The 20,450-nt window shown below is 39.3% G+C and carries 18 protein-coding genes and 1 pseudogene; 9 read left to right on the plus strand and 10 right to left on the minus strand.

Annotation, left to right across the window (positions count from 1 at the left end; translation table 11 throughout):
* Positions 1 to 22: 22 nt before the first annotated feature.
* From AC056_RS12225 to pncB, 4 genes are all read right to left on the minus strand, one after another.
* Positions 23 to 1,243 (minus strand): acetamidase/formamidase family protein, encoded by a 1,221-nt coding sequence (locus AC056_RS12225; protein WP_077163747.1) that lies wholly within the window; start codon positions 1,241 to 1,243, stop codon positions 23 to 25.
* Between the two features lie 410 nt (positions 1,244 to 1,653).
* Positions 1,654 to 2,505 (minus strand): archaetidylserine decarboxylase, encoded by an 852-nt coding sequence (asd, locus tag AC056_RS12230; RefSeq protein ID WP_077163748.1) that lies wholly within the window; start codon positions 2,503 to 2,505, stop codon positions 1,654 to 1,656.
* Positions 2,502 to 3,350 carry a sulfurtransferase gene (locus AC056_RS12235; RefSeq protein ID WP_077163749.1) on the minus strand — a complete coding sequence of 283 codons (849 nt, stop codon included), beginning with the start codon at positions 3,348 to 3,350 and terminating at the stop codon, positions 2,502 to 2,504. The genes asd and AC056_RS12235 overlap by 4 nt, the downstream gene beginning before the upstream one ends.
* A gap of 150 nt (positions 3,351 to 3,500) precedes the next feature.
* Positions 3,501 to 4,715, minus strand: a complete 1,215-nt coding sequence (gene pncB / locus AC056_RS12240) for a nicotinate phosphoribosyltransferase (protein WP_077163750.1) — start codon at positions 4,713 to 4,715, stop codon at positions 3,501 to 3,503.
* A gap of 168 nt (positions 4,716 to 4,883) precedes the next feature.
* Here pncB and dtd point away from each other — a divergent pair, with 168 nt between their 5' ends.
* Positions 4,884 to 5,327, plus strand: coding sequence for a D-aminoacyl-tRNA deacylase (gene dtd, locus AC056_RS12245; protein ID WP_004704823.1), 444 nt, complete (start codon positions 4,884 to 4,886; stop codon positions 5,325 to 5,327).
* 39 nt (positions 5,328 to 5,366) lie between these two features.
* Here dtd and AC056_RS12250 read toward each other — a convergent pair whose 3' ends face one another.
* The 3 genes from AC056_RS12250 to serB form a co-directional block, all read right to left on the minus strand.
* Positions 5,367 to 5,846 (minus strand): hypothetical protein, encoded by a 480-nt coding sequence (locus AC056_RS12250; RefSeq protein ID WP_019458571.1) that lies wholly within the window; start codon positions 5,844 to 5,846, stop codon positions 5,367 to 5,369.
* 253 nt (positions 5,847 to 6,099) lie between these two features.
* Positions 6,100 to 6,435: a ciprofloxacin tolerance protein AciT gene (gene aciT, locus AC056_RS12255; protein WP_004704819.1), complete on the minus strand. Its 336-nt coding sequence runs from the start codon at positions 6,433 to 6,435 to the stop codon at positions 6,100 to 6,102.
* A 409-nt stretch (positions 6,436 to 6,844) separates the two neighbouring features.
* Positions 6,845 to 8,068: a phosphoserine phosphatase SerB gene (serB, locus tag AC056_RS12265; RefSeq protein ID WP_004704817.1), complete on the minus strand. Its 1,224-nt coding sequence runs from the start codon at positions 8,066 to 8,068 to the stop codon at positions 6,845 to 6,847.
* Positions 8,069 to 8,127: 59 nt separating this feature from the next.
* Between serB and AC056_RS12270 the strand changes: the two genes are divergently transcribed.
* The 8 genes from AC056_RS12270 to glmS all read left to right on the plus strand — a co-directional run bounded on the left by AC056_RS12270 (position 8,128) and on the right by glmS (position 16,398).
* Complete coding sequence (locus tag AC056_RS12270; RefSeq protein ID WP_077163751.1) at positions 8,128 to 9,435, plus strand: hypothetical protein; 1,308 nt, start codon at positions 8,128 to 8,130, stop codon at positions 9,433 to 9,435.
* A gap of 238 nt (positions 9,436 to 9,673) precedes the next feature.
* Positions 9,674 to 10,795, plus strand: a complete 1,122-nt coding sequence (gene ribBA / locus AC056_RS12275) for a bifunctional 3,4-dihydroxy-2-butanone-4-phosphate synthase/GTP cyclohydrolase II (RefSeq protein WP_039252405.1) — start codon at positions 9,674 to 9,676, stop codon at positions 10,793 to 10,795.
* Between the two features lie 11 nt (positions 10,796 to 10,806).
* Positions 10,807 to 11,277, plus strand: coding sequence for a 6,7-dimethyl-8-ribityllumazine synthase (gene ribE / locus AC056_RS12280; protein WP_001007829.1), 471 nt, complete (start codon positions 10,807 to 10,809; stop codon positions 11,275 to 11,277).
* 3 nt (positions 11,278 to 11,280) lie between these two features.
* A complete protein-coding gene (nusB, locus tag AC056_RS12285) occupies positions 11,281 to 11,730 on the plus strand; it encodes a transcription antitermination factor NusB (protein WP_004704812.1) in 450 nt (149 codons plus the stop codon).
* Positions 11,731 to 11,745: 15 nt separating this feature from the next.
* Complete coding sequence (gene thiL, locus AC056_RS12290; protein ID WP_019458574.1) at positions 11,746 to 12,663, plus strand: thiamine-phosphate kinase; 918 nt, start codon at positions 11,746 to 11,748, stop codon at positions 12,661 to 12,663.
* Positions 12,641 to 13,174, plus strand: a complete 534-nt coding sequence (locus tag AC056_RS12295; RefSeq protein ID WP_000380679.1) for a phosphatidylglycerophosphatase A — start codon at positions 12,641 to 12,643, stop codon at positions 13,172 to 13,174. The genes thiL and AC056_RS12295 overlap by 23 nt, the downstream gene beginning before the upstream one ends.
* A gap of 8 nt (positions 13,175 to 13,182) precedes the next feature.
* Entirely contained in the window at positions 13,183 to 14,547 is a 1,365-nt protein-coding gene (gene glmU, locus AC056_RS12300) for a bifunctional UDP-N-acetylglucosamine diphosphorylase/glucosamine-1-phosphate N-acetyltransferase GlmU (protein WP_077163752.1), read from the plus strand.
* A gap of 12 nt (positions 14,548 to 14,559) precedes the next feature.
* The gene (gene glmS, locus AC056_RS12305) at positions 14,560 to 16,398 is read left to right on the plus strand and encodes a glutamine--fructose-6-phosphate transaminase (isomerizing) (RefSeq protein WP_077163753.1); all 1,839 of its coding nucleotides are present in this window, start codon (positions 14,560 to 14,562) and stop codon (positions 16,396 to 16,398) included.
* A 200-nt stretch (positions 16,399 to 16,598) separates the two neighbouring features.
* Here the strand turns inward: glmS and AC056_RS12310 are convergent.
* From AC056_RS12310 to AC056_RS12320, 3 genes and pseudogenes are all read right to left on the minus strand, one after another.
* Positions 16,599 to 16,893, minus strand: a pseudogene (locus AC056_RS12310) (hypothetical protein).
* Positions 16,894 to 17,606: 713 nt separating this feature from the next.
* Complete coding sequence (gene murI / locus AC056_RS12315; RefSeq protein WP_077163754.1) at positions 17,607 to 18,407, minus strand: glutamate racemase; 801 nt, start codon at positions 18,405 to 18,407, stop codon at positions 17,607 to 17,609.
* 115 nt (positions 18,408 to 18,522) lie between these two features.
* Positions 18,523 to 20,349, minus strand: coding sequence for a DUF885 domain-containing protein (locus tag AC056_RS12320; protein ID WP_077163755.1), 1,827 nt, complete (start codon positions 20,347 to 20,349; stop codon positions 18,523 to 18,525).
* Between the last annotated feature and the right edge of the window lie 101 nt (positions 20,350 to 20,450).

Consider the following 20,450-nt stretch of genomic DNA (forward strand, 5'->3'; position numbering starts at 1 on the left):
ATACCAAGCACAGATCATATAATTATTTGCTCTCAAACTCTTTAAAATCAGCTTTTCTGATTTTTGCGTGAATACCTTTAGTTTTATCTACAACTTGTGAAACTTCAAAATCTGTTGCAGCACTTAAATACGCATATGCCGTCGCTTCATCAATACCATATTCTTGGTTTAAGAAACGGATGGCTTCACGTGTAGATTTCCTCATCGCCTCATCTAGATCTTCGTCAAGTCCCGGCGTAATCCAAAACTCAGCATTTTCAGCTAAAGGTTGTTTTAGCTCCTTGCCTGGTATTTTGTCTTTACCAGCTTTAAGCAAGGTAAATTTTAGTGTTGCACGTGCTGAAGCTTCGAGTGCAGTTAATGCGACTTCACCATCCCCTTGCGCGAAATGGCTATCACCCGTATAGAATAATGCGCCTTTGACCTGAACAGGATAATAGGCTGTTGAGCCTGCACCTAGTTCATTAATATCAATATTTCCGCCATACATTGCAGGTGGTACAGAGTGAACAGGCTCAGACGTATTGGCTGCTACCCCCATAATTCCCATAAAAGGATACAGCGGGAAACGTATTGATTTACCCGATTCTGTTTTTAATACACCTTCGTACTCACCTTTAGCATTTTTTTCAATTGGGGTGAAAATCGATACATTTCCATAGCGTTCAGGATGCTCAGCCGATGCATTTTCTTGCTTTACTTTCTTAGGAAACTCACCGACTAAAGCACCTTTACCATGTCGATTTGAAATAACACCGTAAGGTACACGCGGCTCAACTTTAAGTACTTCAACTTTTAAAATATCGCCAGGCTGTGCGCCTTCAATTGCGACAGGACCTGTCACAATATGTGGGCCATCTTTATGAAAATCATGCTTTAAATTTGACTGCGTAATTGTTTTTGCTTCTACCAATATTTCATTAGATTTTACACCTTTCGATTTAAAGAACTTTTCAGCGTTACGCCCTTGGTCTTCAAGCAAACCTTCATGAGAAACCGTATCAAACGTTACAACACTACCCGACGGAACAGTAAGCACAGGTTTAGCATCTCGATTTGGTAAATATCCCCATGTAATCGTATTTAAAGTAGAAGGAACATAATAATTACCTTTATATTCTCCAGTTTGAATTTGAGTAGGCTGTTTTGAAATTTGGTTTAAAACTTTAAAATCATCTGCATGAGTGAGTGAAATGCAAAGTACAGATAAAACCGAAGCTGTCAGCTGTTTAACATTTAACATGATTTCAGAACCTAAATATATGAAAGTTAGAGTAAAGTCCTGAATAGTTAGCAAACATTATGCCAAAGCTAATTTTTTATAATATGTAAAAGGAACTTAATGTTTATAAAAAAATAAATAATTTTTTAGATTTAAACACTTATCTTCAAATAAAATTAAAAGTACGACTTAAGTCTAAATCAAATATCTATTTTCATTTCTATTTACTAACGTTAAATATTCTTGATCATTTCAATCATACATAAATATATCTAGTGCATATAATGTCCTAATTTAGACCACTTAATAATATTATTTCAAAATAATATAAACAAGAACATAATAATATATTATATTTTTACATTACTTAAATTTAAAAACCCTGAATAACTTTATTCAGGGTTCATATTTTATATAAGTTATATAGCTTATTAAACTGTATGACCCATACGCTCGCCCATCACAACAACAGACTCAGCTTTAAAACGCTTTTCCCACTCGACCTTATCTTTTTCAAATAAGATAACCGCAGTAGAACCTAAATAAAAACGGCCAAGCTCAGCACCTTTTTCTAGATTTAACTGATGATGTTGTAATTCGATACGACCTGAAGGCTTTACCTTGCCTGTTGCTACAGTTTCAATACCAGCAACAATCATAGCGCCGACTAAAACAACAGCCATACGTCCAAGCTCAGTATCAAACAAACACACCATGCGTTCATTACGGGCAAATAATCCCGGTACATTTTCAGCGGTCACCTGATTTACTGAAAATAGCTCACCCGGTACATACAACGTTTCAGTTAATGTACCTGCAAATGGCATATGAACACGGTGATAGTCGCGTGGTGAGAGGTAAACTGTTGCAAACTCACCTTCTTGGAAAGGTTGAGCAAGTTGTGGGTCGCCAATGAGTTTCTCTACAGAGAAGCTTTGGCCTTTTGCCTGAAAAACTTCGCCAGCAGTAATTTTACCAATTTGTGAAATAGCGCCATCTGCTGGTGAAACAATGCTATCTGCATTTTCGTCGATCAAACGTACGCCATCTTTCAATGCACGAGTAAAGAAATCATTAAAAGATTTATATTTCAGTGCATTGCCTTGTTCAGCAATCGATAAATCAATCCCATACTTAGTTTTAAATGCTTGAATAACAGCAGTTTTTATAACTGGATTTTCACTCGCAGCAACTTTACCCACTACACGGCTCAATTGATGTTGAGGAACAAGATTTTGTGCCTTAATAAATAATTCTTTTTTTAATCGAGATGTGAAACTCACGACGGTGATTCTCCAGTAATAATAGGACTATCGAGGCGATTGCCCCATTCACTCCACGCACCATCATAGGCTTTTGCTTCCCAACCCAAAAGTCTAGCCAAAATGTAGGCCAAACCAGAACGGTGATGTGACTGGCAGTACACGACTACAGGTTGCTGTAAATCAAACCCAAGTTGTTCAAGGCGCTGCCGCGTGCGTTCAAGCGGATGCAATTTTAGATGATTTTGACGATTAAGTGCAGTACTCCACTCAAAATGAAGGGCATTTGGAATGTGACCACCGCGTCGCGCTGCTAAGCGGATACCACTATATTCATCAATTGTTCTACAGTCCCATAACTGAATATTTTCTTGCTCGACTTGCTTTCTTAGTTCCTCATAGTTCACTCGGTACTGAGCAGCATGCGATAAATCAATTTGAATTAAATCGGTAACAGGAGAAACTTTTTCGACTTCTGCCGTTGTGGGTAAGCCTGCTCCTAACCATGCATGAATACCGCCATTAATTAAACTGGTACGCGTAAATCCTAAGCAATGTAAATTCCAGATTAAACGCCCAGCCCATGCCCCACCTTCATCGTCATAGACCACAACGTGATGATTTGGTGAAATATTCAATTTTTCAATCAGGGCTTGTAAACCCGATTCATCAGGCAAGATGCCAGTGGCTTCTTCATGTTGAGCCACCAACCATTTAGGCTGTAAATGAATTGCATGCGGAATATGAAGTTGCTCATAAACAGATGCACGGCTCAAATCCACAATACGGATATATTCATTGCCTAAATAAGGCACTAGCTCTTCGGCTTCTATGAGTAAATCAAGTTTAAAATCAGGAGGGGTCATCGTCATGGTTACTTTTTATACCAGCTTAATTTCATCTTAGCATAAGCTTATATCTATCAAACTCTGATTTTCTGCTACCGTTTAGCAAAAAATCAGATATAAACATTCTTAAGCACTGAGTCTTTGCCAAGTCGTCAAACGACATTGTCATTAAATAGCTTCATCAAGCTCTTCAATTTGGAAAACCTGACGCAAATAGGCCAAGAACGTATCGTTGTCGGTCATGGTCTTTCCTGGACTATCCGAAATTTTGGCAACCGACTGACCGTTACACTCAACCAGTTTCAACACAATATTGAGCGCTGTTTGCCCCATATCGTTGGTCAAATTGGTTCCAATACCGAAACTTACCTGAAAACGATCTTTAAAGTATTGGTGAAGCTCCCATGCCTTTGGCAAATTGAGTCCATCACTAAAGGTGAGCATTTTGGTTTTAGTATCAATTTTTAACTTACGATAATGCGCGTAGGCTTTATCGCCCCACTCATATGGGTCACCACTGTCGTGACGTAAGCCATCAAATAGTTTAGCAAAATACAGGTCAAAATCTCTGAGGAAAGCATCCATTCCAACAACATCAGTCAAAGCAATCCCTAAGTCTCCACGGTACTCCTGTACCCATGTTTCTAAAGCAGCTTTTTGAAAGTCACGTAAGCGCACATCAAGGGCCTGAAACGCTTGTAGGAATTCATGTGCCATAGTTCCAATTGGCGTGATATTTAATTCTTTAGCAAGCAAGACATTACTTGTACCACGAAACACATGTGGGACAGTTTTATGAAATGCAGCCACGACATGTTTTTGCCATTCAAAGCTATAGCGACGGCGAGTACCAAAGTCAGAAACTAAAAATGGAGGATCATTCGGCTGTTGAGATTTTTCGTATTGCTGAATTAATTCGAGTTTTGCTTTTAAACGGCGTTCGCCCTCGGCCCAAACTTCATCTGTTCGAATGCGGCTAAAATATAACTCGTTTACAATCGCCAGCACAAAAATCTCGAACATCATGGCCTGAACCATTGGCCCCTCAATACGAATATCTAGACGGCCTTCGGCATCTATACTGGCTTGAATAAAACGACGTTTGAGTTGGAATAATTCTAAATAATCGACAAAATCACTTTTAATAAAACGCAATTTTCTTAAGTATTGCAATTCGTCTTCTTTATATTTGAGATTACATAAATGATCGAGTTGCTCATTTAAGTCATCCAAAATATCCACTAATGGATAAACAGTATCTTCTAAGTTTCTGCAACGAAAATGATAGACGCTATGAGTTTGCGGAAATTTGTGCAAAACCACTTGTAGCATCGTAAATTTGTACAAGTCTGTATCAAGTAAAGAATGGATAATTGGAGACATAGTCAATGATTATTCGCTTGCTTCTTTGCATTAAAGCATATTTTTATAGATGAATTATGGGCTTTTATACCATTGTTGCAACTCCATGAAATTTCCTTTTAAAAATCATTTAAATTAATTTCTGCTAAACTGCATCAATTCAAACAATTGCAGAAACCCTCTCTAACAATGCGCGCTTTAATACAACGAGTTCTTGAAGCTAAAGTGGTCGTAGACGGTGAAACGACCGGCGAAATCCAGCATGGCTTATTGGTTTTTTTAGGAATAGGCCGAGATGATACCTTCGCCATGGGTCAAAAGCTTATCGATAAAATTTTGAAATATCGTATCTTTGATGATGAACAAGGCAAAATGGGCTGGAACGTCTCTCAGGCAAATGGTGGGATTCTGCTTGTTTCTCAATTCACCCTGATGGCTCAAACCCAAAAAGGTTTACGTCCCGACTTTGGTCCAGCTATGCCACCGAGCGATGCAAAAGCACTCTATGAACAGTTGGTTGAATATACCCGTTCACAGTTTCAAGAAGTTCAAACAGGCATTTTTGCAGCCGACATGAAAGTACATCTCATAAATGATGGGCCAGTCACTTTCAATCTGGAAGTTGAAGCATAAATATAAAAAAACTCCCGATTGGGAGTTTTTTATTAGATCTTAACGACCAGTTTTTTCTTTAATAAAAGCACGTGCCTGACGTACTTTCTCTTTTACTGGTTTTGGTAACTTAGGTGGAATGAGTTTAGCTGCTTGGTTAAACCAAACAAGTAAGCTGAAATCGCCTTCCATTTTAATGCTACCGTTTTGCATACCTGTCATAAATGCAGTTGGGTCGCCTTTTAATAATGTTTTTACACCTTGTTCACTATCTGCAAATTGCAAAATAAAGTCAGCTTTTTCAGGTGAACCCGCGACTGTGTCGATGTGACCATGATTAATAATAATTTGGCGAGCAACACCTAAATCAGTACCAATTTGAATACGGAATGCACGGTCATGAACTAGTTCAATAAACTTAGGACTTGTACGTGCCAACTGTTTCATACGAAGTGCCAAACCTGCTACCAATAAATCTAACGGGTCTGTACTAACATCAACAAGTGGTAACTTAACTACAGGTATAGAAGAAAGTTTCATGAACATTCACGCCTATTGTATTTTTATGAAAATCTTGGGGCAAAACTCGACAAGGGCTTCCCTTTGACTGTTTTGTGCATCGACTGATGATATTCTAATTGGCAACGCAATCTATATATGAAACGTCAACAGACTACGCTATCGTAGCATAACTGGCTATTTTTTAATAAATGCTTTGTATAATAAAAATCATGTTTTCGTAAATAAAAAAGGCATGCTGTGCATACCTTTTTAGCGTTAGATAATACTTTAATTATCGGCTAGAACATTGCTGTTGGTCATCTTCATATACTGGCGTATGTTCTATATATTGGCGATTTGCCAAAGCCTTTTGTGCCTGTTTATCCTCACGTAATAAAACAAATGTGACCATTACCATCGCTAGACTTAGTGCAGTTAAATAACTATATGTGACTGGCATTTCAAAAGTGACTTGAACTCCAAAACGGACCACTTCCAATAGCCCCCAAAAAAACATCCCTGCAAGCATAAAACCAAGCCAACGACGGTAAGGAGAAAAGAAAACAGCAACAAGCGCGACAGCAATTAAGCTGAATCCGGCGATAGCGGCAAAATTCGCTGTTACCATAGAAACCTCCGTCTTAATGAAAACGTCTAAAAACATTCGGTCTGAACTTCAGACCTCATTCCAAAAACAACTTTAATTCATGATTTGTGTTGAAGCTTAGAAAGCATTATGGATGTTTTTTTTTAGAAAAAAAGACCTGTTATTTGTCGATGCGACACACTTTGTCGCAACATTCTTTTGTCATTACATTTTTCTAAATTTCAAAAAGTTCTACGTCCTATATGGCATCAATTCTGGCGTGTCATTACAAAAAACTATGCTGTTTTTTTGCCTGAAAATAAGTTTTTTTCAGTTTTTTTTATTGCCTTTTTTCTGTGCATAATTTTGTCATAACTTGCTTGTTTTTATGACTATTCTGCATAAAAAAAGCGCTACTCTTGAGCAGCGCTTAATGATTGTTCAGTATTATTTAAGCACGGTTCAAATCTTTGTCATGCATACCGAGTAAATACAGTACACCATCTAAACCAACGCTTGAAATCGCCTGATTCGCATTTTGGCGAACAAGCGGTTTAGCACGATACGCTACGCCAAGTCCGGCAATCGCAAGCATTGGTAAATCATTTGCGCCATCACCAACAGCCATTGCCTGCTCTAATGAAATATCAAGTTTGTTGGCAAGCTCACGTAATAATTCAGCTTTACGTGCGCCATCAACAATTACACCTTTTACTTCACCAGTTACAACGCCATCTTGTACGTCTAAAACGTTGGCATGAACTTCATCAATACCTAATTTACCTTGTAAATATTCAGCAAAGTATTGGAAACCACCAGATAAAATAGCCGTTTTATATCCAAGTGCTTTTAACGTTGAAATGAGGCGTTCTGCACCTTCGGTAATGGTTAAACGCTCAGCAATTTTAGGTAAAACAGCAGCATCCAGACCTTTTAATAAAGCAACGCGTGCGCGGAAGCTTTGTTGGAAATCAAGTTCGCCTTGCATTGCTCTTTCAGTAATTTCAGCAACTTGTGCGCCTACCCCTGCTTCAATCGCCAATTCATCAATCACTTCTTGCTCAATTAAGGTTGAGTCCATATCGAAGCACACTAAACGGCGGTTACGTCGATAAGCGTTGTCTTCTTGAACAGCAACATCAATATTTAATTCGCTTGAAAGAAGTAAACATGCAGCACGCATTGCTTGTGCATCTAAAGTTGGACCACTGCTTAAACCGAACTGTACACAAGCGCGACGAGGCAATGTACTGTCCTTTTCAATGTCTACCCGACCTGATAAACGGGTTACAGTTTCGATGTTAAAGCCTTGGCTAGACACAATTTGTGTAACGGCTTGTAAGTGTGCAGCAGTAAGCTCTGGTGCCAAAGCCGTGACGATATAACGAGTTCGCCCACCTTCACTTACCCATTGATCGTATTCTGCGCCCGAGATTGGTTTAAAGCGCACTGTTAAGCCAATATCATGTGCTAAAATCAAAATCTCTTTCATTGCCAACGCTGTCGCAGTTTCATTATCTGAAGCGACCACGATGCCCAATGTCAGTTGATTATGAATAACGGCCTGACCTACATCCAGTATTTGCAATGAATGTACGGATAGTACTTGCATTAATCGGGTAAACTGGTTTGGTTGGTCCGGTCCTAAAAAGGATATAAGAATGATTTCTCGCATGAATTGACTCTAGTCTGAGTGACAACTATTGTAAGAATCATAATCGAATTTCAATATAATTGCCTTGGAAGTTTAACTTGATTGCGCCTAGACAAGGGCTATTTGCTAGCCTACTGATCATTAGTTTTGCATTGCATACCTTTTTATTGGTGATTGCAACGACACACCAGCTCAATGAAAACCGTGCGAGCCAAGGTCAGCTCATGACCAGCCAACTCGTAGCAGACAGCTTATCTGAGCTTGAACCTGCCAATACGGTATCTTTGGCTCTTATTGCCAATCGCTATGCGACCAATCCAAGTGTGGCATCTATTCGCATTCTTGATGCCAATAAACAAGTCCTAGCGACAAGCGGCATGTCAAAAACTCGCGAAGGTGAAGTTTTTGTTCGTGATGCTCTTCAAAACGAGAAGAAAGTCGGTTCTATTGAAATTACGCTTATTCAACCAAGTATTGGCGAAATCCTTCGTACCCAATGGCTGGCGATTTTAGCTTCGTTATTCTTACATGTTTTATTATGGCTTGCTTATCGTGCCATCGCTCGTCCAACCCGTAGTGAATACCTAGCACGTATTAACGAAGAAAATCGTTTAAAACATGAGATTCAAGAGTTAACACAAGCTCTCGCGCTTGAAAAACAAAATACAGTAACTTTGGTTGCGCAGGCTCAGCAACAAGCTAAAGCGAAACCACTTGTTCGCCCACAACCAGAAAAAAGCACAGAATCTACAAACCAAGATATTTTGGCACTCAATATTCAGTTTTATGATCCTAAACAGTTATTAAGTAGTGTTAACCAGTCTGTTTCTATACCTTATTTTAAACTTTGCCAGCTCTTCTTAAATAAAAGTATCGAGCTATGCACAAAGCATTATCATTTAAAGACTACAGATATTGAGGTCGTAGATGAGTTTCATGCAGAAGGTGCAACACTCGCAATCTCAACCTCACATTCACACGCGGTAGAATGCCTGCTTATGGTGGGAACAGTGTTCCAATTACTATCAGACGTTTTATATAAACGTTACCGTGAAGATAAACGCTTTGCACTGCAAACGCGTAGTGCTGTGTGTCATGCCGTAGAAGCAATGCAAATTGATGCCAAAGAAGCAGCTCAGCGTTTAGCACAACATCTACATGCAAAAGAGTCTGCGCTTTATCTAGATAATGATCAGCTTAAAGCAATTCAAGACAGTTATCAGCTTGTTGCAATGCCAAACCCGAGCAATATTATGACTCGTCATGCATTTATGATTAATGGTATGAATGCTGAATGTGCAGAGCTTGCCCAAAATATTCGAACTGAAATTTTGATGGGCAAAAAATCAATTCCACAAAATGATAGCCCGAGCAGTGCAGCATCTTAAAAGTCATTGTGCGCATTCAAACCTAGCCTAAAGGCTAGGTTTTTTTATTTAGATTCATGGTATTTATAATCAAGAATTTTATTTTCTTATGCTTTATTGAGATAAGTAAATCCAGATCTATTATGTTGAGATGTAAATTTGGATAAATCAGAATCATAGGCAAAATTCTTTAAACAGCGTAAACTATGCAAAATTTATTAAATAGAAATTGTCTTACGACAAAAAAAGGTGAAAGCGAATGCCGCTGAGTCGTGTTGAAGATCTTGTCGCCGATATTCGTGCAGGCAAAATGGTTATTTTGATGGATGACGAAGATCGCGAAAATGAAGGTGATCTTGTCATGGCAGCAACGCATGTGCGTCCTGAAGATATCAACTTCATGATTACCCATGCACGTGGTCTAGTTTGCCTAACGTTAAGCCGTGAGCGCTGTAAACAGTTAAATCTACCTTTGATGGTTGATCAAAACGGCGCTCAGCACAGCACAAACTTTACGTTATCAATCGAAGCTGCCGAAGGTATTACAACAGGTATTTCAGCAGCAGAGCGTGCGCATACAATTCAAACAGCTGTCGCAGCGCATGCAAAACCAAGCGATATCGTACAGCCGGGTCATATTTTCCCACTCATGGCTCAACCAGGTGGTGTTTTACACCGTGCAGGCCATACCGAAGCAGGCTGTGATTTAACACGTTTAGCGGGCTTTGAACCAGCTTCAGTCATTTGTGAAATCATCAATGAAGATGGCACAATGGCACGTCGTGCAGATTTAGAAATTTTTGCTGAGAAGCATGGTCTAAAAATTGGTACAATTGCCGACCTAATTCACTACCGTATGACCAATGAGCAAACGGTTGAACGTTTGGATCAAAAAACCATTCAAACTGAATATGGTGCATTTGAACTTTACCGTTATCGTGAGATTGGTAATCCGGACATTCATTTGGCTTTGGTTAAAGGCGAGCCAAAAGAAGGTGTTACAACAGTACGTGTTCATGGTTTCAGTCCAATTCGCGATTTGCTTAAGCTCAATAAAGCTGATGGTGAACCTGCGTGGAATCTAGACCGTGCACTACAGACAATTGCAGCGAGTGATCGCGGTGTTTTAGTATGGATCGGCCAAGATCATTTGCAAGACTTGGGACCAGCGTTGGATGATTTAAATAAGCCCAAACCGGTGAAATCCAATGCAGCACTTTCACATCAATATCAAACGATTGGTGTCGGTGCTCAAATTTTGCGTGATTTAGGTGTTGAAAAAATGAAGCTTCTTAGCTCACCATTACGTTTCAATGCTTTATCTGGCTTTAATTTAGAAGTAGTGGAATATATCACTGCTGATCAAATCACAACGAAATAATCGAGGTTGCTATGGCAATTCGCCGTATTGAAGGTTTATTACATCTCGCAAGCGAAGGTCGTTATGCGATTTTAGTGGGTCGTTTTAACAGCTTTGTTGTTGAACACTTATTAGAAGGCGCGATCGACACATTAAAACGTCATGGCGTAAATGAAGATAACATTACTGTTATTCATGCTCCTGGCGCATGGGAACTCCCGATCGTTGCTAAAAAATTAGCTACATCAAACCAGTTTGATGCGATTATTGCACTTGGTGCAGTAATTCGTGGCAGCACACCACACTTTGACTTTGTTGCTGGTGAATGTGCGAAAGGTTTAGGTGTAGTTGCGTTAGAAAGCAGCTTGCCTGTTATCAATGGTGTATTAACTACTGACAGCATCGAGCAAGCAATCGAACGCTCAGGTACAAAAGCAGGAAACAAAGGTAGCGAAGCTGCTTTAACTGCAATTGAAATGGTTAATTTATTAAAGGCAATTTAAAGCATGTCTCAAACACTGCAAGCCGCTTATGCAGCAAAACGCAAAGCACGTCGTTTTGCTGTACAAGGTATTTATGAGTGGCAAATGAGTCACAACCCTGTACATGAAATTGAAGCACGTACACGTGCGGAAAATGCAATGCACAAGGTCGACTTAGGCTATTATCACGAACTACTGACTCAAGTCATTGCTCAACGTGAAGAACTTGATGCATTACTTATTCCGGTACTTGACCGGGAACTTAGTGCACTTGATGGCGTGGAACTTGCGACTTTACGTTTAGGTGCTTACGAGTTACGTGATCATTTAGAAATTCCATACCGTGTGGTACTTGATGAAGCAATCGAGCTCGCTAAGCATTTTGGCGGAGCAGACAGTCATAAGTACATCAATGGTGTATTAGACCGTCTGAGTTCGACACTGCGTAGCGCAGAAAAACAGCAAGCAGATTAATAGGCTTGATGTTCTATGGCTGAGTTTTCAATTATTGACCAATATTTTAATCGACAATCAAATTCAGATGTCGCACTTGGTATCGGTGATGACTCAGCCTTAATTACTCCCCCTCCAAATCAACAATTAGTGATCTGTGCAGATACACTGGTTGCTGGCCGTCATTTCCCTCTAGACACCTCTGCTCATGCTATTGGTTGGAAAAGCGTTGCTGTAAATCTTTCAGATATTGCTGCAATGGGTGCTAAACCCCATAGTATTTTACTTGCAATCAGCTTACCTCAAGTTGACCATGAGTGGCTTGAAGGTTTTAGTCAGGGAATCTACGACTGTTGTAATCAGTTTGGTGTTGCCCTCATTGGTGGAGATACCACCCAAGGTCCTCATCTCACCATTACCGTTACCGCAATGGGCTGGATAGAAACCGGCAAAGCCGTGTTACGTTCAGGCGCAAAAGTCGGTGATTATGTTTGTGTAAGTGGTCAGGTGGGTGATGCAGCTTACGGTCTTCAACACTTGGGACATCCGCTGCAGCAAAGACTCGATTATCCGACACCACGTTGTCAGCTTGGGCAAGAGCTTAAAGGACTTGCCTCTAGCATGATTGATGTTTCAGATGGTTTAGCGCAAGATTTAGGACATATTTTAAAAGCATCTAAGGTTGGAGCACGACTTGCCTTAGAAAAATTACCTGTTGATCCAGTATTGCAACAATTAAAAGAACAACAACGTTGGCAATATGCTCTTGCAGGTGGTGATGACTACGAATTATGTTTTACAATAACACCGCAAAATTATGGAAAACTTTTGCAAAAACAACTGGACGTTAAGATTACAATGATTGGACAGATCGTTGAACAAACAAAACTAACTTTTGAGCATTTGGGTTCAGATTACCCGTTGCAAATTCATGGATACCAACACTTTGCATAAACCGCCGATTCATTTTAAGAACATGTCTTGGTTCAACCGCTGCATCGTTTTCTGTGGGGTTGGTTTTGGATCTGGTCTCGCCCCTAAAGCACCGGGTACTTTTGGCTCTGCTTTTGCCTTACTTTTCATTCCTATTTGGCTATCTCTCGGATTTAACTTAAGTTTAATCGCTATTATCATCATGTCGTTGGTGGGTATTTATATTTGCGGTCAAACAGCAAAGGTTATAGACGTACACGATGATGGTCGAATTGTGTGGGACGAATTTGCAGGTCAATCTATTACTCTCCTGCCTTTAATATTTTTTAATATAATGTCGTTACAATGGGCACTAATTGGTTTTTGCTTATTCCGCCTGTTTGATGTTTGGAAACCTTGGCCAATCCGTGTGGCTGACCAGAAAGTTGCTGGCGGCTTCGGAATTATGCTGGACGACATCATTGCAGGGCTTTGGGCGGCACTATGTATCATCATATTTATTACTTTCTGGGGCGTAACGCCATTTAAGTAGGTTTACTCATGTCAACTACCGTCATTATCCTTGCTGCAGGCAAAGGAACGCGAATGCGTTCACAACTACCTAAAGTACTACAGCCTTTAGCTGGTCGCCCGCTACTAGGACATGTTATTAAGACAGCAAAACAACTATTAGCAGAAAATATCATTACCATTTATGGACATGGCGGCGATCACGTAAAGCAGACGTTTGCACAAGAAAACATTCAATGGGTTGAACAAGCAGAACAATTAGGTACAGGTCATGCGGTACAAATGACTTTACCGGTACTTCCTAAAGACGGTATTTCATTAATTTTATACGGTGACGTTCCTTTAGTCCGTCAAACAACCCTAGAGCAACTTGTTGAAGCATCAAGTCAAACTGGTATTGGCATGATTACTTTACATGTCGAAAACCCAACAGGTTATGGCCGTATTGTTCGCCAAAACGGAAAAATTCAAGCGATTGTTGAACATAAAGATGCAACTGATGCTCAGCGCCAAATTCAAGAAATCAACACAGGCATTTACTGTGTAAGCAATGCAAAACTTCATGAATGGTTGCCTAAGCTTTCTAATGAAAATGCACAAGGCGAATACTATTTAACTGACATCGTTGCGATGGCGGTTGCAGATGGTTTAGAAATTGCCTCTATTCAGCCAGAACTTGCTTTTGAAGTTGAAGGGGTTAATGACCGCTTACAACTTGCAGCACTTGAACGTGATTTCCAGCAACAGCAAGCAAAAGAACTTATGCAACAAGGCGTAACTTTTGCCGACCCTGCCCGTTTTGATTTACGTGGTTCTGTGAAAATTGGACACGATGTTCGTATTGACGTAAATGTCATTATTGAAGGTGACTGTGAACTCGGTGACTTTGTAGAAATCGGTGCTGGTTGTATTTTGAAAAATACAAAAATTGCAGCAGGAACCAAAGTTCAAGCTTATAGCGTTTTTGATGGTGCAATTGTGGGTGAAAACACTCAAATTGGTCCTTTCGCACGCTTACGCCCGGGCGCCAAATTGGCGAACGAAGTCCACATTGGTAACTTCGTTGAAGTCAAAAACACAACCATTGGTCTTGGTAGTAAAGCTAACCATTTCACCTACTTAGGTGATGCCGAGATCGGTGCTGACTCAAATATTGGGGCAGGTACAATTACCTGCAATTATGATGGTGCAAATAAACACAAAACCACTATTGGCGATGCAGTGTTTATCGGTTCTAATAGCTCGCTGGTTGCGCCTGTGACTATTGGAAATGGAGCAACAGTCGGTGCGGGTTCTGTGATTACGAAAGATGTAGCTGAACAAAGTCTCTCCTTTGAACGTGCTCAACAAATTTCTAAGGCAAATTATCAACGTCCCCAAAAGCGTGAAAAATAAGAGGATTGAATTATGTGTGGTATCGTCGGAGGCGTTGCAGAACGTTGTGTAACTGAGATTTTAATCGAAGGTTTAAAACGTCTTGAATATCGCGGTTATGATTCAGCAGGCGTTGCTGTACTGAATAATGAAGAAGTTTTACGTGAGCGTCGTGTAGGTAAGGTAATTAATCTTGCTGATGCAGTTGCTGAACACCAGCTCACTGGGGTAGTTGGTATTGCTCATACACGTTGGGCAACACATGGTAAACCAACTGAAAATAATGCTCACCCACATATGTCGGGTAAAGTGGCAGTCGTTCACAACGGTATTATCGAAAACTATCAAGAGCTTAAAGATGACCTTCAAGCTCTAGGATATGTATTTACTTCTCAAACAGATACAGAAGTTGTCGCTCACTTAGTTGCAGAAGCACTAAAAAGCACTGACAGCTTACTTGAAGCTGTACAATCTGTTGTTCCTCAGCTTAAAGGTGCATACGCACTGGGTATTATCCATAGCGATTACCCAGATGAGTTAATCACTGTACGCGAAGGTTCACCACTTGTGATTGGTGTAGGTATTGGTGAAAACTTTATTAGTTCAGACCAACTTGCGCTTTTACCTGTAACTAACCGTTTTATGTATTTAGAAGAAGGTGATATTGCTCGCCTGACTCGTACTTCAATTGAAGTATTTGCAAACGGTGAACTTGTTGAACGTCCAGTGAAAGAGCTTGACGCAACGGTAAGCAATGCTTCAAAAGGTGAATACAAGCACTACATGCTCAAAGAGATTTATGAGCAACCAGAAGCAATTAAACAAACGATTTCTCAAGCACTTGACGGCAACAGCTTACGCGAAGACTTCTTGCAAAATGCTGAATCAGACTTTAGCAAAGTTCAAAGCGTACAAATTATTGCATGTGGTACAAGTTATCACTCAGGCATGATTGCGAAATATTGGTTTGAACAACTGATTGGTGTGCCTTGCCAAGTTGAAATCGCAAGCGAATTCCGCTATCGCACCCCTGTAATTGTTGAAAATACGCTTTATATCTGTATTTCTCAATCAGGTGAAACAGCCGATACTTTAGCTGCATTACGTGAAACTCAAAAGCGTGCAAAAGCAAACAATATCGATATTCAAACTTTGACTATCTGTAACGTTGCTACGTCTTCAATGGTACGTGAAACTGATCACCACTTATTGACCCTTGCTGGGCCTGAAATTGGTGTTGCATCAACTAAAGCGTTCACGACTCAGCTTGCTGCGCTTATGCTACTCGTCTTAAAAATTGGACAAGTAAAACAGCGTATTAGCAATGTCATGATTGAAGAGATTGCTCGTGAATTGTGGCACAGCCCGAAAGTCATTCTTGATACGCTTAAAAATAACGATGAAATTTTACGTTTATCAGAATTGTTCGTTGAAAAACAACACTGTTTATTCTTAGGCCGTGGCACACACTATCCAATCGCTTTGGAAGGTGCGTTAAAGCTTAAAGAAATTTCATATATTCACGCAGAAGGTTATGCGGCTGGTGAGTTAAAACACGGCCCATTGGCTCTTGTTGATAACGAAATGCCAATCGTGATTCTTGCGCCAAATGACGAAATGCTTGATAAGCTTAAGTCGAATATGGAAGAAGTTCAGGCGCGTGGTGGTGAATTATTCGTTTTCGCTGATGAAAATAGCGGAATCAATGAAAAAGACCGTCAACACGTTGTGCATATTCCAGCAGTAAACGAATGGCTTGCTCCAATCATTTATAGCGTACCAGTTCAGTTGTTGTCTTATCACGTTGCTGTATTACGTGGTACAGACGTTGACCAGCCACGTAACTTGGCGAAGTCAGTAACTGTAGAGTAATTCAGAAAGATCATTATTAAGGCATCACTTGCTTTAATAACTGATTGATTAAGCCCGATATGTAACGCATATCGGGCTTTTTTATTGCGTTCATACCAGAACATAAAGAACTCTCCCCCTAGGCCTCCGTGCCACAACGGACTTTTACTTTTGCGCTGATTTAAAGTTTGAGAGATCATTGCGACACAGAGATAAAAGAGCTAAGCGAACTTAGCCCATTTCAGTTTTGTCGCAGCGTTGAATGCTGCTGAACAAGTTAGGGGCAAAGTCCTGTGGGAGAACAGGACTTTGCAAACTGGTGCGTTTTAAACGTTGTACGGTTTGAGGTGAATACACTTGCGCGAGCTGTTGGCAAACACAATTACAACTGGCTTGCATGTGTTCACCTGACAAGCAAATTCTTTTAAATTCCTGCTGAGCATTGGCATCATCATTTGTAATACTGTAAGCACCGACCAAAAGGCTTAAAACCAATATAAATTTATGAAGTTTCATATTATTCTCAGGATTATTTATATCTTTAAATAAAAATATGATTCGAATAAATATTAAAATAATTTTTCAAATAATAATTAATCCTCCCACAAATATAGGAAAATAAAATAATTAAAATTTTAAAATAGAAGTAATTTATAAATTTAAAAAATCAGGTCGCAAAAAACCCATGTTTTTAAATAAATAAAATAGTTAATTAAAAGAGAAAATGAGTTTAAATAATGGCATGGACAACTCCTTAAAAAATGGAGTTCTACCACCAGATCACCGCGAATTAATTTATGGTGGTAGAACGAAAGAGGGTTGACAGACTGGTGCCCATAGAGACCAGCACGCACGGGGCGTCCCCCTTCCGTCCTACCGCAAAGAAAGGGGACGCAAGGGTCTAACGACTTATAGTAGAACTATAATCCGCTATGGGGACTTACGGTCTGTCAAAACCGTCTGGCAATGTAGGCCAGCAACGAGATAATAATCGGTATAATAAAGAACGTCAATTTATTTTAATGAAAAAGTTTAAATATAATAATTTAATTAATGTTTAAATAATATTATCCTCTTTATTACATTTATGGCTTTTAATTAAATTTAAAATATAAAATTGAGTTATATATATTTAGTTAATAAAATAGATTAATCGTTAATAATAATTTAATAGTTTATATAAATATATAAGATGATAAGCATACACCTCTTATCATCTTTTCTAGAGTTTACTTTTCTATAGCTTTTACGGGTAAATGTTTTCCTAATAAAGAAAAACTAACATCCGCAACTTCCAACGGATCTGAACTGGTCCAAATAATATGGTTCCCCTCATTTGGACTTTCAGAACTTAAATGATATTGATTGAGCTGCCGAATTAATTGCGCGGTGACAGCTTCCGAAGGCTCAATAATTTGAATGTCACGACCTACAATCTCCTGAATCGTATCTGAGACAAATGGATAATGTGTGCATCCTAAAATAATCGTATCGACTTTTTGCTCGACCAACGGTGCCAAAATATTTTTTAAATAATCTTTAACTTCCGCTGTATGTGCTTTACCCGTTTCAATTTTTTCAGCCAAACCAATACACGGCACCAAAGACACTTTAATATCTTGCGCATACGTTTCAATTAAACTTTTTAAGTTTTTGCCCTTTACCGTGGTGGCAGTTGCCAAGACAGCAATATGCTTACTTTGTGTGATGGCTACAGCAGGTTTTACCGCGGGTTCTATGGCAATAAGTGGCACATTAATTTGCGCTCTAATCGTTTCAATCGCTACAGCCGTCATAGTGTTACAAGCAACCACAATCGCTTTACAATTCCCGTCATTTATAAGATTTGAAATTAAATGCGTGGTTCTTGAAACAATCCAGTCGCTTTCTTTGTCTCCATACGGGACATATTTCGAGTCAGCAAAATAGATAATATCTTCATTCGGAAGCGCCTGCCGAATATGCTTAAAGAGAGACAGTCCACCTAAACCAGAATCAATCATTCCAATCGGGTTATTCTTCTGGTCCATTATTTTTCCAATTTAAAATTCTAAAAGAAACCATATTTTTCATTATTATATTATGTTTTCTAACTATTTTTGAATCAGGCCCAACGAGGACCTGACCTAAATTTTGAATTTTATTTTACGCTGCCGCTTTTTGTTCCTTTATCCAATTTTTAATACGGGCATCGAGTATATTTAAAGGCAGTGTTCCTGCATTTAAGATCATGTCATGGAAGGCTTTAATATCAAAACGATCTCCAAGCTCCTGTTTCGCAAGCTCCCGTAGCTCTAAAATTTTGAGTTGGCCCATTTTGTATGCCAATGCTTGGGCAGGAATAGCAATATAGCGGTCTGCCTCTGCCTGAATATCAGGTTCATCTAAAGCTGAGTGTTCACGCATAAAATCAATCATTTGCTGACGGGTCCATTTTTTATAATGCACACCAGTGTCCACCACTAGACGACAAGCACGGAACAACTCACTCGAGAGTCGTCCATAGTCTGAAAGTGGGTCTTTATAGAAACCAACGTCTTTACCCAATTGTTCTGCATAAAGCGCCCATCCTTCTATATAGGCAGTATGGTTAGGTTGCTTTCGGAACATCGGCAAATTTGGCAGGTTTTGGGCAATATCAATCTGCATATGGTGGCCGGGAATTGCCTCATGGTAAGCGGTTGCTTCCATTGATATTTTGGAACGTTCAGAGAAGTCGCCAGTATTTACATATACCTGTCCGGGGCGTGAACCATCAGGCGTGCCTTGATGATACTCGGCACCTGCCGCTTCTTTTTCTCGATATTGCTCTACAGGTAAAACTTCGACTTTATTTTTGGGTAATAAACCAAAGAGCTTCGGCAACTCTGGTTGCATTTGGGCAATATAGCCGCGATAAATTTCTAAAATTTCTTCACGAGATTTTGGGAAAACCGCAGGATTTGTTTTTAAGGATTGTTGGAAACTTTTTAAGTCGTTGAACCCTTGTGCTTTGGCAATTTTAAGCATTTCCGCTTCAATACGAGCAACTTCTTTTAACCCGAGCTGATGAATATTTTCAGGGCTCTCTAGTGTGGTCGTATTATTTTCTACATAAAAACGATAAAGCTCGTCACCGTTTGGCAAGCTCCATATACCCTCATGTTGTCGTCCATGAGGTAAGTAATCTTTCTGAATAAACGTTCCAAGTTTTTGATAAGCGGGGCGAACATTCTGATCTATGGCTTGTAGTATTTCACGGCTTAAGCGCTCTTGTTCTGCTTTCGAAATGTTATTTGGAAATTGCTTTAATGGAGAAGCAAATACACTGTCTTTCCCTGCTGGAGCTGCAATGCTATTAATTTGCTTTGCCACCTTTTCAATTAAATATTTCGGTGGCATCAACCCGTCTTTTTGCCCTTGTTTCGCTAACTGAATACCTTGATCAAGAATAATAGGAATTTGTTTTAAACGAGCAATATAGTCTTGATATTGTTTAGCATTATCAAAGGGAATCGAACTAATAAATCCCGGAAATTGTAAATGTAGGCCCCACATTTGATTGAAAGGCATCTCATACAATTTCAAATCATAACTTTTAAGTGTCTCTTTCAACTGATAAATCATTAAATCTTTATTTAATTGATCGGTTGCTGAAAACCCTGTGCTATCAATCGCTTCAAAACGTTTTAAAAAATTTTGAGTAGTTTTTTTATCTTTCTCAATCTGATTTTTTGAAGACTCGGTCCATCGATCGTTGTAGCGTAAATCGCCTAATGTCGTGGCAGTTTCAGGATTATTTTTCAAAGTATATTCCCATTGTTCTTGTAAAAGCTGATTTAAAGCTTTCACCCGAACAGAGACATTACTGTTTTGTTTAGCTTGTGATTTTTCGGTGGTATTTGTATTTATTTCGGGGGTTGTAGCATTAGACGAATGAGACATCCAAAATAAAACACTGATACAAGCAAAATGTAAGGTTCTGTTTTTCATTTAATTATCCAAACATATTTAACGAAGTTTAAAATATAGACAAAACAAATTACGTGCCAAGCAGCCTATAAAATAGTGTAAAAATCGAGTATTTTTTTAAC

Origin of the sequence: Acinetobacter genomosp. 33YU (assembly GCF_001990725.1) — a bacterium.
GTDB lineage: Bacteria > Pseudomonadota > Gammaproteobacteria > Pseudomonadales > Moraxellaceae > Acinetobacter > Acinetobacter seifertii.